The organism is Achromobacter spanius, assembly GCF_003994415.1.
Classification (GTDB): Bacteria; Pseudomonadota; Gammaproteobacteria; order Burkholderiales; family Burkholderiaceae_B; genus Achromobacter; species Achromobacter spanius_C.
Genome location: NZ_CP034689.1, coordinates 589,609 through 605,337, shown reverse-complemented (window position 1 = coordinate 605,337; position 15,729 = coordinate 589,609). Strand labels below are relative to the sequence as shown.

Sequence of the window (15,729 nt, the reverse complement as noted above, 5' to 3'; positions counted from 1 at the left end):
GCGCCGCTCTCGCCACTATCAGCGCTGCCAGCCCCGAAAACGCTGTCCGACCGCCAGGCCATGTGCCTGTTCTGGTCGGCGGCGGGCAAGACCAGTTGGGAAACCAGCCGCATCCTGGGCGTCAGTGAAAGCACCGTGAATTTCCACCTGCGCAACGCCTGCGCCAAGCTGGGCGTGCGGGGCCGCAGGGCCGCGGTGGTGGCGGCGCTGCGCCAGGGGCTGCTGGACACCGTCATTACCTGACGGGGCTGGCGGGTTCTGGGATACCGCCAGAAACGCCGGCAGGGATCGCCGGCTGGCTGGGCTGGCTGGGCTGGCTGGGCTGGCCAGGCTGGCTGGGCGCGCCGGGCTTGATCACCACTGACTGCAGGAATTCCCGCGCGCGTTCCGGGGGCAGGCTTTCCGTCGTGCCGGCGGCCACCGCTTCGATCAGCATCGTGTCGGTCACCCAGACCCTGGCCTGCAGCCATCCCGGCTTGCCCATGGCCTTGCCGTGCACCTCAATGACCTGCCCGTAGGCTGGCCATTGTGCGGGCGGCGGCGCCTGCATGTTGGTGTACAGGGACTGCATCAGCGCCATGCCCAGCGCCTGCCGGGCAGCCGGGTCCGCCGCCATCTCGGGCGGCAGCGGCGCGGACCCGATCGCGAACACGGCTTCGCCCACGGTCGCGGTCGACAGGGTAAAACGCAAGGTATGAGTATCCAGGCGCAGGTCGCGGCTATCGGTGGACACGCGGTCCGGGAATGCCGCGCGCACATGGCCATCGGCCACGTCGACTTCCCGCCAGTTGTAACGGGGCGAGCACGCCGCCACCAGCAAGGCCAGCCCCACAATCAGGCCGGCTTTCTTGAACATGAAACGAAACAGCGATGAAATCGTCATTACCGTGACCCGACGGGCCCATTCATTTCTAGGAAGGCTGAAATTGTCGCCGATTTCCATGACCCCCGCGCCCGACGGCACCCCCTTGGCCAACTATCTTTGGCCCGCCGCCCCCAATGTGCCCGCCCCCATCACCGGCCCCGGCACCCCCAGCGTCTACCTGATGCATGGGCTAAGCGAACACGCCGGCCGCTACGACCGCCTGGCCCGTTGGCTGGCCGCCCGCGGCTGGACCGTGGGCGCGCATGACCACCGCGGCCATGGGCGGTCGGGCGGCCCGCCCGCCACCCTGAGCCACCAGGACGATCTGGTTCACGACGCCGTGGACCGCCTGCAGGCCTGGACCCAGGCCCAGGGCCGCCCACCCATCTTGCTGGCCCATAGCCTGGGCGCGCTGGTGGCCGTGCGTGTCGCCCTGCGCCGCATGGCCGAACTGGACGCGCTGGTCCTGAGCTCGCCGCCCTTTGTCGTCAACGTGCCCCTGTGGGTGCGCCGCACGCTGACCTGGATGTCGCTGCATGCCCCTGACCTGCGCGTGCCCCACGGCCTGGCGCCCGCGCGTATCTCGCACGACCGGGCCGTCGTCAAAGCCTACCGGTCCGACCCCTTGGTGCGGCGGCGCATGACGGGCCGGCTGGCCCGCTTCGTCGATGAAAACGGCCGCGAATCCCTGCGCGAAGCCGGCCTGCTGCCCTGCCGCACCCTGCTGATGGTGGCGGGGGATGACTCCATCGTCGCGGCCGAGGGCAGCCGCCAATTCGCCCAGCGCGCGCCCGCCGAATTGCTGACCCTGCGCTGGTACGACAGCGCCTGGCACGAGATCTTCAATGAAACGGCCCCTATTTCTGATCCGGTTTATGCTGACCTGGACGAATGGCTGGCGCGCACGGCACAGGCATTGTCCCTGCCCCCTGTATTGACTCCCTCGGCACAGGAGGCCGGCACCCCGTAAAATCCCGCGACAGACCCCAACGAGAAGAATCCGTGACTGATACCGCCGCCAACCGCCTCTCCCGCCTAGAGGCCAACCGCTCGCTGCTGACCCAGACGCTGCGAGGCATTGAAAAAGAAGGCCTGCGCGTGGACGAGCAGGGCATTTTGTCCCGCACGCCCCACCCTGCCGGCCTGGGTTCGGCGCTGACCAATGAACACGTCACCACCGATTACTCCGAATCGCTGCTGGAACTGATCACGGGCACGCACACCGATGTGGATGCGCTGCTGGCCGAGCTCACCAACACCCACCGCCACGTCTACAGCGTGCTGGACCACGAGCTGATCTGGAACCAGTCCATGCCCGCCACGCTGCCCGCCGAAGCGGACATTCCCATCGCTTGGTACGGCAAGTCCAACACGGGCATGCTCAAGCATGTGTATCGCCGCGGGCTGGCCGAACGCTATGGCAAGACAATGCAATGCATTGCCGGCGTGCATTACAACTTCTCGCTGCCGGAAGATCTGTGGTCGGTGCTGGACACGCAGGCCGGCTCCGCGCAAGACCGCCGTTCGCGCGGCTATATCAGCCTGATCCGCAACTTCACGCGCTATTCCTGGCTGCTGATGTACCTGTTTGGCGCGGCCCCCGCGCTGGCCAGCGACTTCCTGCGCGGCCAGGACCACCCGCTGCAACGCCTGGGCGACCATACGCTCTACCTGCCCTACGCCACCAGCTTGCGCATGAGCGATCTTGGCTACCAGAACAAGGCGCAGTCGCAGCTCAAGCTTTGCTACAACGACCTCGACACCTTCCTGGGCCGCCTGTACGACGCCGTGACAAAACCCTGGCCCGATTACGAAAAGATCGGCACGCACCGCAACGGCGAATGGATCCAGCTGAACACCAACGTGCTGCAGATCGAAAACGAGTACTACTCCAGCATCCGCCCCAAGCGCGCCACCGGCCGCTGCGAACGCCCCATCACCGCGCTCGCGGAACGCGGCGTGCAGTACGTGGAAGTGCGCTGCCTGGATATCGACCCCGAATCGCCCGTGGGCATCGATGCCAGCACGAGCCGCTTCGTGGACGCCTTCCTGCTGTTCTGCGCGGCGTCCGACAGCCCCTTCTTTCCCGCTAACGGCTACTGTCAACGCAGCGCCGACAATTTTTCCACGGTGGTCAAAGAAGGCCGCAAGCCCGGTCTGACGCTGGACCGCGACGGCCAGGCCGTGGCGCTGCCGCAGTGGGGTCACGATCTTCTGGACCAGATCGCGCCCTATGCCGCGCTGTTTGATTCGGCCCTGGGCGGCACCGCCTACGCGGACGCCCTGGCCGCGCAACGGCTCAAGCTGGATCAGCCTGACACCACCCCGTCGGCACGCCTGCTGGAAGCCCTGACGCAAAGCGGCATGTCGTTTCACGACTACTCCTTGGCGCAAAGCGCCAAGCACGCCAACACGCTGCGTGCGCAGGCACTGCCCGCGGACGTGGCGGCGGCCTATCAGCAGGCGGCGGTGCAATCCACGCAGGAACAGCAACGCCTTGAGGAATCGGACACGGTGGACTTCGCCACCTACGTGGCCCGCTATCACGACGCTCTGAAAGCGCCGCGTAAATAAAGCGTATCGTTAGGGTTTGCGTTCGCGGCGCGCGTGCCCAACGGGCAGGCGCGCCGTGGCTCAATTCCTTATCCGTTACTCCGGAGGTTTTTTTCATGCGCCGCACCGCAACATTCCTGATGGCCTTGGCCGCCAGTGTGGGCATCGCCCACGCCGCGCCGCCGCCCATGCAGACCGTGGAATCGGTGGACCTGAAACGCTACGCCGGCATGTGGTACGAAATCGCGAATTTCCCCATGTTCTTCCAGCGCAACTGCGTGGGCGACACCACCGCGGAATACACCGCGAATGCCGATGGCACCGTCGGCGTGAACAATCGCTGCCGCACCAAGGATGGCGACATTGATTCCGCATCCGGCACCGCCACCGTCGTGGAAGGCAGCAACAACGCCAAGCTGGAAGTCACCTTCTTCAAGCCGTTCAAGGGCGACTACTGGGTCATCGGCCTGGACCCCGAATACCGTTGGGCCGTGGTGGGCACGCCCGATCGCAAGTACTTGTGGATATTGTCGCGTTCGCCCCAATTGCCCAAGGAAGAATTGGACAAGGCCCTGGCTGCCGCCAAGGCCCAAGGCTACGAGCTGGACGAACTGCGGTACACGCCGCAGAAATAACGCGGGCGTCCCACGCGGGGCTTTTGCGCGGGGGTTCAGCCCGCGCGATCAACCCCCGCGATAGCCCGCGTAATCAGCCCGCGTAATTAGCCCACGTAATCGCGGGCCAACCTCACCACCGTCACGCCGGGCTTCAACTGCCGCAACGACGGCATGATCAGCGTGCAGTTATCGTAAGGCGTCACGATGGGCTGGCCGTCCGCCCAGCCGATCACCGAGCCGGCCTGCTCCAACGTTTCCAGGCCCGTCCATGGCTGCGCAAACGTCACATCCATCGACGGCGCGACCACGGCGTCCGTCACTTCCAGCACGCGCTGCGCCGCCGGGTCCGGCAAGCGCCAGCCGGCCGGCACATCAGCCGCGTCCAGCACCTTCGACTCCACCAGCATGCGGGCCACCATGTCGCGGGCGACATCGCGCGAGGCCAACTCGCCATGGAAACCACATTCGATCAGCAAGGCGCAGGCGTCTTCACGCGCGGGCTCGCCGAACTGCGCGAAGTCACGCATCCGCACGCCGTCCTTGTGGCCCGCGTCCACGATCACGTGCTGCGGCGCTTTCAGCCGACGCGCCAGCGCGATGTTGCGCGGCAGTACGCCCGTCAGCAGCAAGGGCGCGCCCGGCTCGTGCATGGAATGCAGGTCCAGCAACCAATCCGCGCGCTGCACCCAGGGGCGCAGCTCAGCGCCGCGCTGGCGGTCGGGCGTGGTGGGGTTGTCCAGACGCTCGGCGCTCCAGACGCGGTTCATGTCTTCGGCCACAAAACGCGAGGCGTCATGGTTGGCGTGGTCAAAGCGATCGAAGGCGTTCAGGTTGCAAAAGGCCAGCGTCAGGCTGCCACGGCGCGGCTTGACGCCGGCCGCCAGCAGATCTTTCAGCGCCCAGGCGCCGCACAGCTCGTTGCCATGCACCAGCGCGGTCACCATCAGCGCCCGCCCCGGCACGCCCGAATCAAAATGCCAGACGCCCGGCGTGTCGGTATTGCCCGCGCGCTCGGCGCTCAGGTCGGGAACGGGTAGCTTGAATTCCATGGTGTGATCCGCTTGATTCCGGTGTGGCAAGAGCTTGGGCTGGCGCCTGATTTATTGCGCTTCGATCTTGGCGGCCTTGACCAGCGCGCCATACTTCTTCGTTTCTTCAACCTGGTAGGCCGCCAGATCCACACCCGGCTTGGCGATTTCACCGCCCGCGTCCTGCAACTTGCCGCGGAACTGATCCGACTTCAGCGTCTCGTCCAGCGCGCCGCGCAGCTTGGCGACTACCGGCTCCGGCAGGCCGGCCGGGCCATACAGCGCGAACCACAGGTTGATGTCGACGGATTCAAAACCCGGTGTTGCGGCCAGCGGCGCAATTTCAGGCGCGGCCGGCGAACGCTTGTTTTCGGTCAGGCCCAGCGCCACGATGTTGCCGCTGCGTACTTGCGGCAGCCCCGAAGACAGCACCAGCATGCCGAAGTCCAGCTGTCCGCTCATCAGGTCCGTGACCAGGGGCGACACGCCACGGTACGGCACGTGTTCGGCGCGCGTACCGGTGGCCCGGTTGATCATTTCACCGGCCAGGTGCAAGGTGGTGCCCACGCCGGACGAGCCGTAATTGAACGTGCCCGCTTCCGCGCCACGCAGCTTCTGCAGATACTCCGCCGCCGTCTTGACGCCGGAATTCTTGCTGGCGGCCAGCAGCATCGGCTGCGACGCCACCAGGCCCAAGGGGGTGAAATCCTTGGCGCTGTCGTACTTCACCGCGGTGTTGATCATGCGGGCAATCACCATTTCGTTGGTGGAGCCCAGGAAAATCGTATAGCCATCGGGTGCGGCGCGCGCCACGCGCTGCGCACCGATGGTGCCGCCAGCGCCGCCCACGTTTTCAACCACGACGGTCTGGCCCAGGCGCTTGCCCAGCTCTTCGCCCAACAGGCGCGCGGTCAAGTCCAGGCTACCGCCAGCGGGGTAGCCAACAACCAGCGAAATGCTGCGGGAGGGGTAATCGGCGGCGACGGCGGACGGCGCGGCCGCCACGGCCGAGGCGGCACAAAGCGCAACAAGCGCTGCACGCAGCGTATGCAGGTGAGATTTCATGTTTTCTTCCTTGGGGTGCTGAGGTGGACGGCGTGGCCGTCTCGTTGGAGGTATAGGCTTGTATTTTCACGGGTGCCCCGGCCACCCACTGTGCCGAAACGGCACATCTTCGTGCCGATCCGGCCTGGCCCAAAACGGCTGACGCAGCGGCGCGCGTCAGACCTTGCGGTTGGCGGTGGCCTCCCAGGCGGCCTCCGCCAGGTCCGTCAAGCGGGCGCGCGGACGGTACAGGCGCACCTCGAAAGCGATCTCTTCACTGCGGCCGCCCAGCGCGGCCAAGGCCCCGCGACGGCAATCCGCCGCCACCATGGACCATGGCAACCACGCCACGCCCAGACCCTTGGCAACGGCGCCGTGCGCGGCATCCAGCGAATCGCTGCGCACGAAAGGCGTCAGCGCATAGGGCGTCGTTTCCAGGCGGTCGCCCACAATGCGCTCCATCGCCAGGCCGCCCGTGTAGGTGATCAGCGGCACCGGCTGGCCGCCGTCTTGCAGCGTATATCGGGTACGGCCACGCGCATCCACCTGGCTTACGGGCACCAGCTTGTCGGTGGCCAGCGTCATGTAGCGGTAGCGCGCCGGGCTCAAGGGCACGGACAAGGCCGGATGCTCGTAGCAGCACAGCAGGTCCACCTTGCCCTGCTCCAGGCGCACCACCAGGTCTTTGGCCTGGCCGGTCGACAGTTCAACCTGCGTGCCTTCGGTCAGCACCTTGGGCGTGCGATGCCGCAAGCGCGCAATCCAGTCCGCCACCAACGTGCGGGCCAGGCTGCGGCCGGTGGCGATGCGCAACACGGCTTCGCCACCCGCGCCCGAGCTGCTGATGCGATGGCGCACCAGCCCCATCTGCTCGACCACCTGCGTGGCCGTCCGGAGCAGCGCCTCGCCTTCCGGGGTCAGCGTCACGGGCAGGTGCTGGCGTTCGACCAGCGGCGCGCCCGCCCAGGCTTCCAGCGCGCGGATGCGCCGCCCGAATGCGGGATGCGTCACGTGGCGCAGTTCGGCGGCGCGCACGAAACTGCCCGTGCGCGCCAGCGCGATCAGGTCTTCCAGGAGTTTCAGGTCAGCCATGCGCGGCGGCCATCAGCGCTGGCCCTCAACGGGCGGCCAGCCCCATCATCGCCAGCGTGGCCCGGGTCAGCGCGCTGTCCGGGTCTTCCAGCTCGTTGACCAGGTCAAAGTGATTGCAGTGCGGCGTGGGAATGCGGGTGGACGCCAGGCCCGCCGCGTTCCAGGCCGCCTCGAACGCGCTCGTCTGGTTCTTGAAGCCCTGCGTCTCCAGCCCGCCCACGGCCAGCAGCATGGGGCCGGCGCGCTCGGGCAGATTGAAGATGGGGCTTTGATGCGCGGCCTGCTCCGGCGTCAGTCGCAGCCAGGTGTTGGGCAGGATGTCGCAGAGCGGACGCAGATCGAACAGGCCAGACAAAGCCAGCGTGCCCTTGATGATGTCGTCCGGCACGCCATAGCGCGCGGGCCAGCCGGGTGCCGCCAGCATGCCGGCCAGGTGGCCGCCGGCCGAGCTGCCGCTCACGTAGATGCGCTTGGGGTCCACGCCGTAGGCCGCCACGTTCTGGTACAGCCAGGCCACGGCGGAACGCACTTCGCGCACCACTTCGCCCAGCGTGGCTTCGGGCACCAGCGTGTATTCCAGCGTGGCCACCGCCGCGCCCGCCGCGTTGAAGGCCTCGGCCATCACGGGCGCGTCTTCCTTGCGCTGCGCGCGCCAGTAGCCGCCATGAATGAACACGAACAGCGGCGCGGGCGCGTGGGACGCGGCGGGCAGGAACAGGTCCAGCCGTTCGTCCTGGCCCATGCCGTAGCGCAGGTCCAGCACGCCGGGGCGACGCGAGCGTACCCGCGCCGACGACTCCGCGTAGCGGCGCACGCAGGCGTCGAAGTCGGCCACGGATTCGCGCGCGTTGTATTGCACGTCGCGCTCGGCGATAGAGGAAAAGAAAAGATCGATCTCGGCGTTATGCATGTCGTGCCTGGGTGTCGGGCTGTGAAATGATGCGTTCGATGAATTGCGCGGTCTTGCGGTAGTGTGCGGCCAGCATGGCCACGGAACGCTCGGCGTCGCGCGAGATCGCGGCGTCCAGCAGTTGGCGGTGTTCGTCGTCGACGTTGCGTTCCGGCCCATAGGCCGTGGCGCCCGCGCGCGCGGGGCGGCGGTAGCGCTCGGTTTGCGCATACAGCTGCGTGGACAGGTCCAACAGCCAATGCGAGCGGCATGCGCCAATCAGCGCATGATGGAAATCCAGATGGCGAGCTTCCAGCAGATCTTCCAGTTCGTCGGACGGGGCTGACGCTTCGCCCGCCCGCTGCGCCGCCAGCGTCAGCGCGTGATAGGCGCCCACTAGCCGCGCTTCCCAGGCGTCGTCCGCGTTGGCCAGCGACCGGCGCAAGGCATCGCAGTCGATCAGGATGCGGGTTTCACAGGCGTCCCACATTTCCTCGACCGACAAGGGCGCGATGCTGAAGCCGCGCGACGTGGTGTTCACCACCATGCGTTCGCTGCGCAAGCGGTTGAGCGCTTCGCGGATGGGCGAAAAACTGCTGCCGTAGCGCTGCTTCAACAATTCCAGCCGCAGCGATTGGCCCGGCGCGAAAACCCCGCTCATGATGTCGCGCCGAAGCAGGCGGTAAACCTGCTCCGACAGCGTGATGTCTTCCACGTCGGCATTCCCGGCCGATCCGGAATCGTCCTGGCGGGAAGCTTTGATTCTTGGCTTCAACATGCTCTCCAGATGTCAGCGGCGTGTCCGCTGATCCGCGCACAGGCGGCCCATTCTACTCGCGCCCGTGGGCGGCACGCGTGGGCTCGGCCACCTCATATCCCCAGATACCGCTGCGCCAATTCGGGTTGGGCGGATAGCTCGGCGGGCTTGCCAGACCAGGCCACGCGGCCCTTGTCCACGATGTAGTGTCGGTCCACCAGCGTGGCCATCTCGGGCAGGTTCTTATCGATGACCAGAATGGTCTGGCCCTCGGCCTTCAGCGACCGCAGGCAACGCCAGATCTCCTGGCGGATCAGCGGCGCCAGCCCTTCGGTGGCCTCGTCCAGAATCAGCAGCTTGGGGTTGGTCATCAGCGCGCGGCCCACCACCAGCATCTGCTGCTCGCCGCCCGACAAGGTGCGCGACGACTGCGTGCGGCGTTCTTTCAGGCGCGGGAACAGCGTGTAGACGCGCTCCAGGTCCCAGCCTCCCGATGAGCCTCCCGCCGCCGGGCGCGCCGTCGCCACCAGGTTTTCCTGCACCGTCAGCGAGCCAAACACGCGCCGCCCTTCCGGCACCAGCCCCACGCCCAGGCGCGCCACCGTGCTGGGCGCGGACCGGCCCAGCGTCTGCCCCCGAAACTGCACCGCGCCACCGGTGGCGGGCAGCATGCCCATCAAGGTCTTGACCGTGGTGGTCTTGCCCATGCCGTTGCGGCCTATCAGCGAAATCACCTCGCCCTCGCTGGCCTCGAACGACATGCCGAACAGCACCTTGCTGGATCCGTAACCGCCCGTCAGGCCGTCAACCTTCAACATGTTCTTCTCCCAGGTAGGCCGCGCGCACTTCCGGATGGCGGCGCACCTCGTCCGGCGTGCCGCTGAACACCACGCGGCCATACACCAGCACGCTGATGCGGTCGGCCAGCGCGAAGACGGCGTCCATATCGTGTTCGACCAGCAGCACCGCGTAATCGCCCTTCATGCCTTGCAGCAGGCGCGTCATGCGCGCCGATTCCTCGGGCCCCATGCCGGCCATGGGTTCGTCCAGCAGCAACAGGCGCGGCTCGCGCGCCAGCGCCACCGCCAGTTCCAGTTGCCGCCGTTCGCCGTGCGCCAGGTCCGCCGACCGCACATGGCGGCGCTCAGCCAGGCCCACATGTGTCAACCACTGCATGGCCTCGGCCTTCAGGCTGGCGTCGCGGCGCGGATCGGACCAGGCGCCAAACGCGGGGCCGTCCTTCAGCATGCGCGACAAGATCACGTTTTCCAGCGCGGTGAATTCGTGGCAAAGCTCGGTGATCTGGAACGAACGCCCCAGGCCCAGCCGCGCCCGCTCGAACGCGCGCAGCCCGGTCACGTCCTGCCCGTCCAGATGGATGGTGCCGGAGTCAGGCTGGATCTCGCCGCAGATCTGCGCGATCAGCGTGGACTTGCCCGCGCCGTTGGGGCCGATGATGGCGTGGATTTCGCCGGCCCGCACATCCAGGTCCACCCCATTGGTGGCCACCACCGCGTCAAACGCCTTGCGCAACTGCGTCAAGCGCAGCAGGCTTGCATGCGTATCAGTCGGCATGGCGCGTCTCCAGCAATTTGCCGAACAGGCCCTTCTGGCCCCACAGCACCACCAGCACCAGAATCGGCCCCATGTACAGCAGCCAATGCTCGGTCAAGGACGACAGCATCTGCTCCAGCCCCAGGAATACCGCCGCGCCCGCAATCGGGCCCAGCAAGGTGCCCACGCCGCCCAGGATGACAATCGCCATCAGCTCGCCGGACTTGGTCCACGCCGCCATGTCGGGCGTCACCAGCCCGGCATAGTTGGCCCACAGCACGCCCGCCAGCCCCGTGCCCACGGCCGACAGCACGAACGCGCTCAGGCGGTACGGCGTGGGCGCCACGCCCAGGTTCAGCGCGCGCCGCTCGCTTTGGCGCAGCGCCTGCAACACCATGCCGAAGCGCGAATTGGTGATGCGGATGCACAGCAGCGTCCACGCCGTCAGCAGCGCCAGGCACACGTAATAAAACACCATGGGGCTTTCCAGATTGAGGCCCGGCAACACGTTGCGCTGCGTGATCATCAGCCCGTCGTCGCCGCCATAGAACTGCAGCGACACCAGGATGAAATACACCATCTGCCCGAAGGCCAGCGTAATCATGATGAACTGCACACCGCGCGTGCGCAGCGCCAGGTAACCGAAGACCCAGCCCGCCAACGCGCACACGGCCAGCGCAATAGGCCACACCACCAACGCGGCATTGCTGCCGGCCCAGCCGAAGATAGGCCCCGCTTCGGCCGTGTGAAAGGCAATGATGCCCACCGCGTAGCCACCCAGGCCGAAGAACATGGCGTGGCCAAAGCTGACCATGGCGCCATAGCCGATCACCAGGTCCAGACTGACCGCGGCCAGCCCGTAGATAAGAAAGCGCGTCACCACGCCAATCAGGAACGGCGAACCCGAGGCCAGCGCGGCGGCGGGCAGCAGGATCAGCACCACCAGCCCAGCCAAGCCCCAGCGGGCGCGATTTGAAAGTGTTTTTGCCATCATCATCCTCGCGCCGGAAACAAGCCGCCCGGCTTGGCGATCAGCACAATCGCCATCAACACATAAATGCTGGCCGACGCCATGCCGGCGGCCAGCGGGTCCGCCGTGGCGGGCGAGAACATCGTGGACAGCAACTGCGGCAGGAAGGCACGGCCCAGGCTGTCGACCATGCCCACCAGCAAGGCGCCCGCCAAGGCGCCGCGCACCGAGCCGACCCCGCCAATCACAATGACCACGAAGGTGGTGATCAAGATGCGTTCGCCCATGCCGATTTCCACCGCCAGCAGCGGCGCGGCCATCACGCCGGCCAAGCCGCACAGCAACGCGCCCAGCCCGAACACCAGCGTGTAGAGCTTGCGGATGTCCACACCCAGCGCGTCGACCATTTCACGGTCATCCGCGCCCGCGCGTATCAGCATGCCGATACGCGTGCGGTTCACCAGCCACCACAAGCCCACCGCCACCAAGGCGCCAATGGCGATGAACGACAGGCGGATCAGCGGATACTGAAAGCCCGGCGCCAGCGTCACCGCGCCTTCCAGGAACGACGGGATGCTGACCAGCGGCGGACGCCGGCCAAAGATCAGGCTGACGGCTTCGTTCGAGAACAGCAGCAGGCCGAAAGTGGCCAGCACCTGGTACAGGTGATCGCGCTTGTACAGCTTGCGTATCACCAGCACTTCGACGGATATGCCGTACAGCCCCGCCCCCAGCAGCGCCGCCAGCACGCCCGCCAGGAACGAGCCGGTGGTGCCGATGGCATAGGCCGCGCAGTACGCGCCCACCATGTAGAACGAGCCATGCGTCAGGTTGACCACGCCCATGATGCCGAAGATCAGCGTCAGTCCGGCCGCCAGCATGAACAGCATGGCGCCGAACTGCAGCCCGTTAAGCAGTTGTTCGAACAGCAGCGTCATGACGGCATCTTGCAGAATTGGGCGTAGGCGTCCTTGTCGTCAGACACCAGTTTGCGGACCAGATGCGGCGCCAGGCCGCCTGCGCTGTCCTTGTCGATACGCATCAGGTACAGGTCTTGAATGGGATGCTGATTGGTGTTCAAGCTGAAGTTGCCGCGCAAGGACGTGAAGCCGGGCTTGCGCAGCGCCGCGCGGAATTCCGCCGCCTTGGACAGATCGCCACCCGTGGCCTTCAAACCCACGCCGATCAACTGCGCGGTGTCGTAAGCCTGCATGGCGTAGTCGGTGGGCACGCGGCCATAGGCTTCCTTGAAGGCTTTGACGAAGGCCTGCGACTGCGGGTTGTTGAAGTCTTGCGACCAGATGCCCGTGGTGTAGGAACCCAAGGACGCATCGCCCGTGGCCTGGATCATGCGCGCGTCCATCGAGAAGCTGGGCATCAGCATGGGAATACTCTTGTTCAAGCCCGCCGCCGCATACTGCTTGACGAAGTTGATGCCGGTGCCGCCCGGATGAAACTGGTAGATGGCGTCAGGCGCCAGCGAACGCAGGCGCGCCAGCTCCACGGAAAAATCCGACTGGTCGAGCTTGGTGTAGATCTCGGCCACCACCTCGCCCTTGTATGTGCGCTTGAACCCTTCGATGGCGTCGCGGCCAGCCTGGTAGTTGGGCGCCAGCAGCACCACGCGCTTGTAGCCCAGTTCATTGGCCGCCACGCCGCCCGCCGTGTGGAAGGCGTCGTTCTGGTAAGACGCCACGAAATAGTTGGGGTCGCACTTTTCGCCCGCGAAGTTCGACGGGCCAGGATTCAGGCTGACGTAGAACCCGCCTGACTTCACCACGCCCGGCACGACGGCCGCCAGCACGTTGGAAAAGTTCACCCCGGTAAAGAGCTTCACGCCCGATTGCACCAGGCGGTCGGCGGCCTGCTTGGCGTTGGCGGGCTTCAAGCCGTCGTCTTCGATGACCAGTTGCACGGGAACCCCGCCCAGCTTGCCGCCGCCTTCCTTGATGGCCAGGTTGAAGGCATCGCGCTCGTCTTCGCCGATGTAGCCGGCCGGCGTGGACAAGGTGGCGATAAAGCCGATCTTGACGGGCTCGGCGGCGCGCGCGGCGCTTGTTGAAAAGGCCGCGCCCAGCGCGACGGACAACGCGGCGGCCACGCCGCCCAGATGCTGTTTCTTGATCATGTTTTCCCCTTGAAGACTGCGTTGCCCGCCTGGCGGCAGGCCTGAGCTAGACCGCCACCACCGGATGGCGCAGCGTGCCGATGCCTTCCACGCACGCCACCACCACATCGCCCGGCCACAACCATTCCTGCGGCTTGCGGCCCGCGCCCACGCCTTCCGGCGTGCCGGTGGCGATGATGTCGCCCGGTTCCAGCGTGATGCCGGCGCTGATGTCCGCAATCAGGAACGGCACCTTGAACAGCATGTGGCGCGTGTTCGATCCCTGCTTCTTTTCGCCGTTGACGGTGAGCCACAAGTCCAGCACCTGCGGGTCGGGGATTTCGTCGGCGGTGACGATGCACGGGCCGAACGGCGCGTAGGTGTCCTGGCCCTTGGAATAGATCCACTGGCCGGCGCGACGGCAGTCGCGTGCGCTCATGTCCAGCATCACGCTGTAGCCGAACACGTAGGACAGCGCATCGGCCTCGGCCACGCGCGAGGCACGGCGGCCCATGATCACCGCCAGCTCCACTTCCCAGTCCAGCTGCTGCGTAATCTTGGCGTTGTGCTCGATGGCGTCGCCCGGGCCGATCACGGTGGTGGGCGGCTTGGAGAAGATCACCGGCTGCTTGGGCAGGTCGGCCGAGGTATCCAGCGTGCGACTGGATTCCGCCACGTGTTCAACGTAGTTCAGGCCGATGCCGAAGATGTTCTTGCGCGGACGCGGAATGGGCGCCAGCAGCTTCACGTTTTCTTGCGGCAGCGCCGTGCCCACCGGCCACGCGCCACGGTAGGCATCCATCAGGCGGCTGGCCTGCGCCACGGCTACCGGGCCTAAGTCGATGAACGCCAGCATGTCGTCGGGCAGGTCCACGCCGCCGGCGCGGCCCAGCAGGGCCAGGTCGATTACATAGCCTTCGGCCAGCGCGCCAAGCCGCGCGGCAGCGGTGGGATGAGCGCGAAAAGTCACCAAGCGCATAGGAACTCCATTGATTCAGGACGAGTTGAGTAGGAAGAGTTAAATCAGGACGAGTTGAGCCAGGCGCGCGAGCAAGCCCCGCGCGGCGGATAAAAATTCGAATGGGGGGCGGTGCTAGATCAGCACTTGATGGCCGTCGTTTTCCTTGAGCGCTTCTTCGCGGTAGAGCGCCAGCGACCGCATCACGGGCAGGTCGTTGAAGCAGAACAGGCAGGCGTCGTCGTTGCTGGACAGGTTGGCGTGTTCGTGGATGGCCCAGGACGGCACGCAGAAAATATCGCGTTCGGTCCAGTCATAACGTTTGCCGTCGATGATGGAAAAGCCGCTGCCCTTGGCCACCTGGTAGATAAAGCTGCCCGTGTGGCGATGCGCCTTGGTGTGTTCGCCCGGGCGCAGCAATTGCATGCTGGCGCCGATGGTCGGCATGACCGAGCCGCCGGTGGCGGGGTTCACGTAGTCAAGCAGGATGCCGTCGTACGGGCTGCCGGCGGTGGTGCGCGCATAACGGCGCAAGGCGTCGTAGGTGGGCTCCCATTCGTACTTGAACAGCGGCGAATACGGTTTGGTCCAGCCCGACACTTGCGGGCGCAAGGCCGCGTTGCCCCAGGCGGCGCTGGTGTCGTCCACCGGATGGGTCACGGTCTGGTTCAGGTCGGGATGCACGGCGTAGAAGCCCGCTTCCAAGGCATTGACCAGCGGAATGTCCAGGCCGTCCTGCCAGATGCAGGTGGTGCCGTCTTCGGCCACGCCGTGCTCATGCCAGGTGCCGTTGGGCGTCAGCACGAAGTCGTTCGCGCCCAACGTCATCTTGTGGCCATCCACTACGGTGTAGGCGCCCTGGCCTTCCATGATGAAGCGCAGCGCCGAATGCGAATGTTTGTGGGCCGAGGCCAGTTCGCCCGGCTGCATCACCTGCAAGCCGGAATACAACCAGCCCACGGCGGCGGCCACGTCGCGCCGGCCGGGGTTGTTCAGGTAGATCACGCGGCGGCCCGCTTCCTCGGGCGACACCAGTTCGGCCGATCGCAGCACATGCGCGCGCAAGTCCTGGTAGCGCCACACCACTGGCACCGACGCCGAACGCGGCGCCCAGGGTTCAATCTTGTTCGCCACGGTCCACAAGGCGCCGGTTTCCAGGCGCGCCAGCTCCTGGTAATAGGCGATGCGTTCGGGCGAGTCCGCCACGTTGGCGCGGCCTGCGGTGTCCTCGCGATAGGCGTCGTACCGGTTCGCTTCCATCCCTTGCCTCTTTTTTATAAAACCGTGAAGATTTT

Annotated in this window: 17 protein-coding genes; 4 read left to right on the top strand and 13 right to left on the bottom strand. The window is 66.2% G+C overall.

What is annotated here, in order from left to right:
- Positions 1–24 precede the first annotated feature (24 nt).
- Positions 25–243 (top strand): helix-turn-helix domain-containing protein, encoded by a 219-nt coding sequence (locus ELS24_RS31585; RefSeq protein ID WP_050449151.1) that lies wholly within the window; start codon positions 25–27, stop codon positions 241–243.
- On the opposite strand, the gene ELS24_RS02690 is transcribed toward ELS24_RS31585, so the two are convergent.
- Entirely contained in the window at positions 236–883 is a 648-nt protein-coding gene (locus ELS24_RS02690; RefSeq protein ID WP_240669434.1) for a hypothetical protein, read from the bottom strand. The genes ELS24_RS31585 and ELS24_RS02690 overlap by 8 nt on opposite strands.
- 58 nt (positions 884–941) lie before the next feature.
- On the opposite strand from ELS24_RS02690, the gene ELS24_RS02685 reads away from it, so the two are divergent.
- The 3 genes from ELS24_RS02685 (at position 942) to ELS24_RS02675 (ending at position 4,053) form a co-directional block, all read left to right on the top strand.
- Complete coding sequence (locus ELS24_RS02685; RefSeq protein WP_050449127.1) at positions 942–1,835, top strand: alpha/beta hydrolase; 894 nt, start codon at positions 942–944, stop codon at positions 1,833–1,835.
- 32 nt (positions 1,836–1,867) lie between these two features.
- Positions 1,868–3,439 carry a glutamate--cysteine ligase gene (gene gshA, locus ELS24_RS02680; RefSeq protein ID WP_127183344.1) on the top strand — a complete coding sequence of 524 codons (1,572 nt, stop codon included), beginning with the start codon at positions 1,868–1,870 and terminating at the stop codon, positions 3,437–3,439.
- A gap of 95 nt (positions 3,440–3,534) precedes the next feature.
- Positions 3,535–4,053 (top strand): lipocalin family protein, encoded by a 519-nt coding sequence (locus ELS24_RS02675; protein ID WP_050449129.1) that lies wholly within the window; start codon positions 3,535–3,537, stop codon positions 4,051–4,053.
- A gap of 86 nt (positions 4,054–4,139) precedes the next feature.
- Here ELS24_RS02675 and ELS24_RS02670 read toward each other — a convergent pair whose 3' ends face one another.
- The 12 genes from ELS24_RS02670 to ELS24_RS02615 all read right to left on the bottom strand — a co-directional run bounded on the left by ELS24_RS02670 (position 4,140) and on the right by ELS24_RS02615 (position 15,694).
- Positions 4,140–5,084, bottom strand: a complete 945-nt coding sequence (locus tag ELS24_RS02670; protein WP_127183343.1) for a succinylglutamate desuccinylase/aspartoacylase domain-containing protein — start codon at positions 5,082–5,084, stop codon at positions 4,140–4,142.
- Between the two features lie 51 nt (positions 5,085–5,135).
- Positions 5,136–6,128 carry a Bug family tripartite tricarboxylate transporter substrate binding protein gene (locus tag ELS24_RS02665; RefSeq protein ID WP_050449131.1) on the bottom strand — a complete coding sequence of 331 codons (993 nt, stop codon included), beginning with the start codon at positions 6,126–6,128 and terminating at the stop codon, positions 5,136–5,138.
- 156 nt (positions 6,129–6,284) lie between these two features.
- Positions 6,285–7,199 (bottom strand): LysR family transcriptional regulator, encoded by a 915-nt coding sequence (locus ELS24_RS02660; protein WP_050449152.1) that lies wholly within the window; start codon positions 7,197–7,199, stop codon positions 6,285–6,287.
- A gap of 25 nt (positions 7,200–7,224) precedes the next feature.
- Complete coding sequence (locus tag ELS24_RS02655) at positions 7,225–8,109, bottom strand: alpha/beta hydrolase (RefSeq protein WP_127183342.1); 885 nt, start codon at positions 8,107–8,109, stop codon at positions 7,225–7,227.
- Entirely contained in the window at positions 8,102–8,863 is a 762-nt protein-coding gene (locus ELS24_RS02650) for a GntR family transcriptional regulator (protein WP_127186232.1), read from the bottom strand. Before ELS24_RS02650 ends, ELS24_RS02655 begins: the two co-directional genes overlap by 8 nt.
- Positions 8,864–8,958: 95 nt before the next feature.
- The gene (locus ELS24_RS02645; protein ID WP_127183341.1) at positions 8,959–9,663 is read right to left on the bottom strand and encodes an ABC transporter ATP-binding protein; all 705 of its coding nucleotides are present in this window, start codon (positions 9,661–9,663) and stop codon (positions 8,959–8,961) included.
- Positions 9,650–10,420, bottom strand: coding sequence for an ABC transporter ATP-binding protein (locus ELS24_RS02640; RefSeq protein ID WP_127183340.1), 771 nt, complete (start codon positions 10,418–10,420; stop codon positions 9,650–9,652). Before ELS24_RS02640 ends, ELS24_RS02645 begins: the two co-directional genes overlap by 14 nt.
- Positions 10,410–11,396: a branched-chain amino acid ABC transporter permease gene (locus ELS24_RS02635; protein ID WP_127183339.1), complete on the bottom strand. Its 987-nt coding sequence runs from the start codon at positions 11,394–11,396 to the stop codon at positions 10,410–10,412. The genes ELS24_RS02640 and ELS24_RS02635 overlap by 11 nt, the downstream gene beginning before the upstream one ends.
- On the bottom strand, positions 11,393–12,307 hold the full coding sequence (locus tag ELS24_RS02630; protein WP_050449136.1) for a branched-chain amino acid ABC transporter permease: 915 nt from the start codon (positions 12,305–12,307) through the stop codon (positions 11,393–11,395). Before ELS24_RS02630 ends, ELS24_RS02635 begins: the two co-directional genes overlap by 4 nt.
- The gene (locus tag ELS24_RS02625) at positions 12,304–13,497 is read right to left on the bottom strand and encodes an ABC transporter substrate-binding protein (RefSeq protein ID WP_205736952.1); all 1,194 of its coding nucleotides are present in this window, start codon (positions 13,495–13,497) and stop codon (positions 12,304–12,306) included. Before ELS24_RS02625 ends, ELS24_RS02630 begins: the two co-directional genes overlap by 4 nt.
- 46 nt (positions 13,498–13,543) lie before the next feature.
- On the bottom strand, positions 13,544–14,455 hold the full coding sequence (locus ELS24_RS02620; RefSeq protein ID WP_050449138.1) for a fumarylacetoacetate hydrolase family protein: 912 nt from the start codon (positions 14,453–14,455) through the stop codon (positions 13,544–13,546).
- Positions 14,456–14,569: 114 nt separating this feature from the next.
- Positions 14,570–15,694 (bottom strand): cupin domain-containing protein, encoded by a 1,125-nt coding sequence (locus ELS24_RS02615; RefSeq protein ID WP_127183338.1) that lies wholly within the window; start codon positions 15,692–15,694, stop codon positions 14,570–14,572.
- Positions 15,695–15,729 lie beyond the last annotated feature (35 nt).

Excerpts from the sequence above, each read along its gene's own strand:
- ELS24_RS02630 (WP_050449136.1), bottom strand. The coding sequence starts at position 12,307 with ATGACGCTGCTGTTCGAACAACTGCTTAACGGGCTGCAGTTCGGCGCC.
- ELS24_RS02660 (WP_050449152.1), bottom strand. The coding sequence starts at position 7,199 with ATGGCTGACCTGAAACTCCTGGAAGACCTGATCGCGCTGGCGCGCACG.
- ELS24_RS02690 (WP_240669434.1), bottom strand. The coding sequence starts at position 883 with ATGACGATTTCATCGCTGTTTCGTTTCATGTTCAAGAAAGCCGGCCTG.
- ELS24_RS02620 (WP_050449138.1), bottom strand. The coding sequence starts at position 14,455 with ATGCGCTTGGTGACTTTTCGCGCTCATCCCACCGCTGCCGCGCGGCTT.
- ELS24_RS02655 (WP_127183342.1), bottom strand. The coding sequence starts at position 8,109 with ATGCATAACGCCGAGATCGATCTTTTCTTTTCCTCTATCGCCGAGCGC.
- ELS24_RS02625 (WP_205736952.1), bottom strand. The coding sequence starts at position 13,497 with ATGATCAAGAAACAGCATCTGGGCGGCGTGGCCGCCGCGTTGTCCGTC.
- ELS24_RS02670 (WP_127183343.1), bottom strand. The coding sequence starts at position 5,084 with ATGGAATTCAAGCTACCCGTTCCCGACCTGAGCGCCGAGCGCGCGGGC.
- ELS24_RS02665 (WP_050449131.1), bottom strand. The coding sequence starts at position 6,128 with ATGAAATCTCACCTGCATACGCTGCGTGCAGCGCTTGTTGCGCTTTGT.
- ELS24_RS02640 (WP_127183340.1), bottom strand. The coding sequence starts at position 10,420 with ATGCCGACTGATACGCATGCAAGCCTGCTGCGCTTGACGCAGTTGCGC.
- ELS24_RS02685 (WP_050449127.1), top strand. The coding sequence starts at position 942 with ATGACCCCCGCGCCCGACGGCACCCCCTTGGCCAACTATCTTTGGCCC.
- ELS24_RS02635 (WP_127183339.1), bottom strand. The coding sequence starts at position 11,396 with ATGATGATGGCAAAAACACTTTCAAATCGCGCCCGCTGGGGCTTGGCT.
- ELS24_RS02675 (WP_050449129.1), top strand. The coding sequence starts at position 3,535 with ATGCGCCGCACCGCAACATTCCTGATGGCCTTGGCCGCCAGTGTGGGC.
- ELS24_RS02645 (WP_127183341.1), bottom strand. The coding sequence starts at position 9,663 with ATGTTGAAGGTTGACGGCCTGACGGGCGGTTACGGATCCAGCAAGGTG.
- ELS24_RS02615 (WP_127183338.1), bottom strand. The coding sequence starts at position 15,694 with ATGGAAGCGAACCGGTACGACGCCTATCGCGAGGACACCGCAGGCCGC.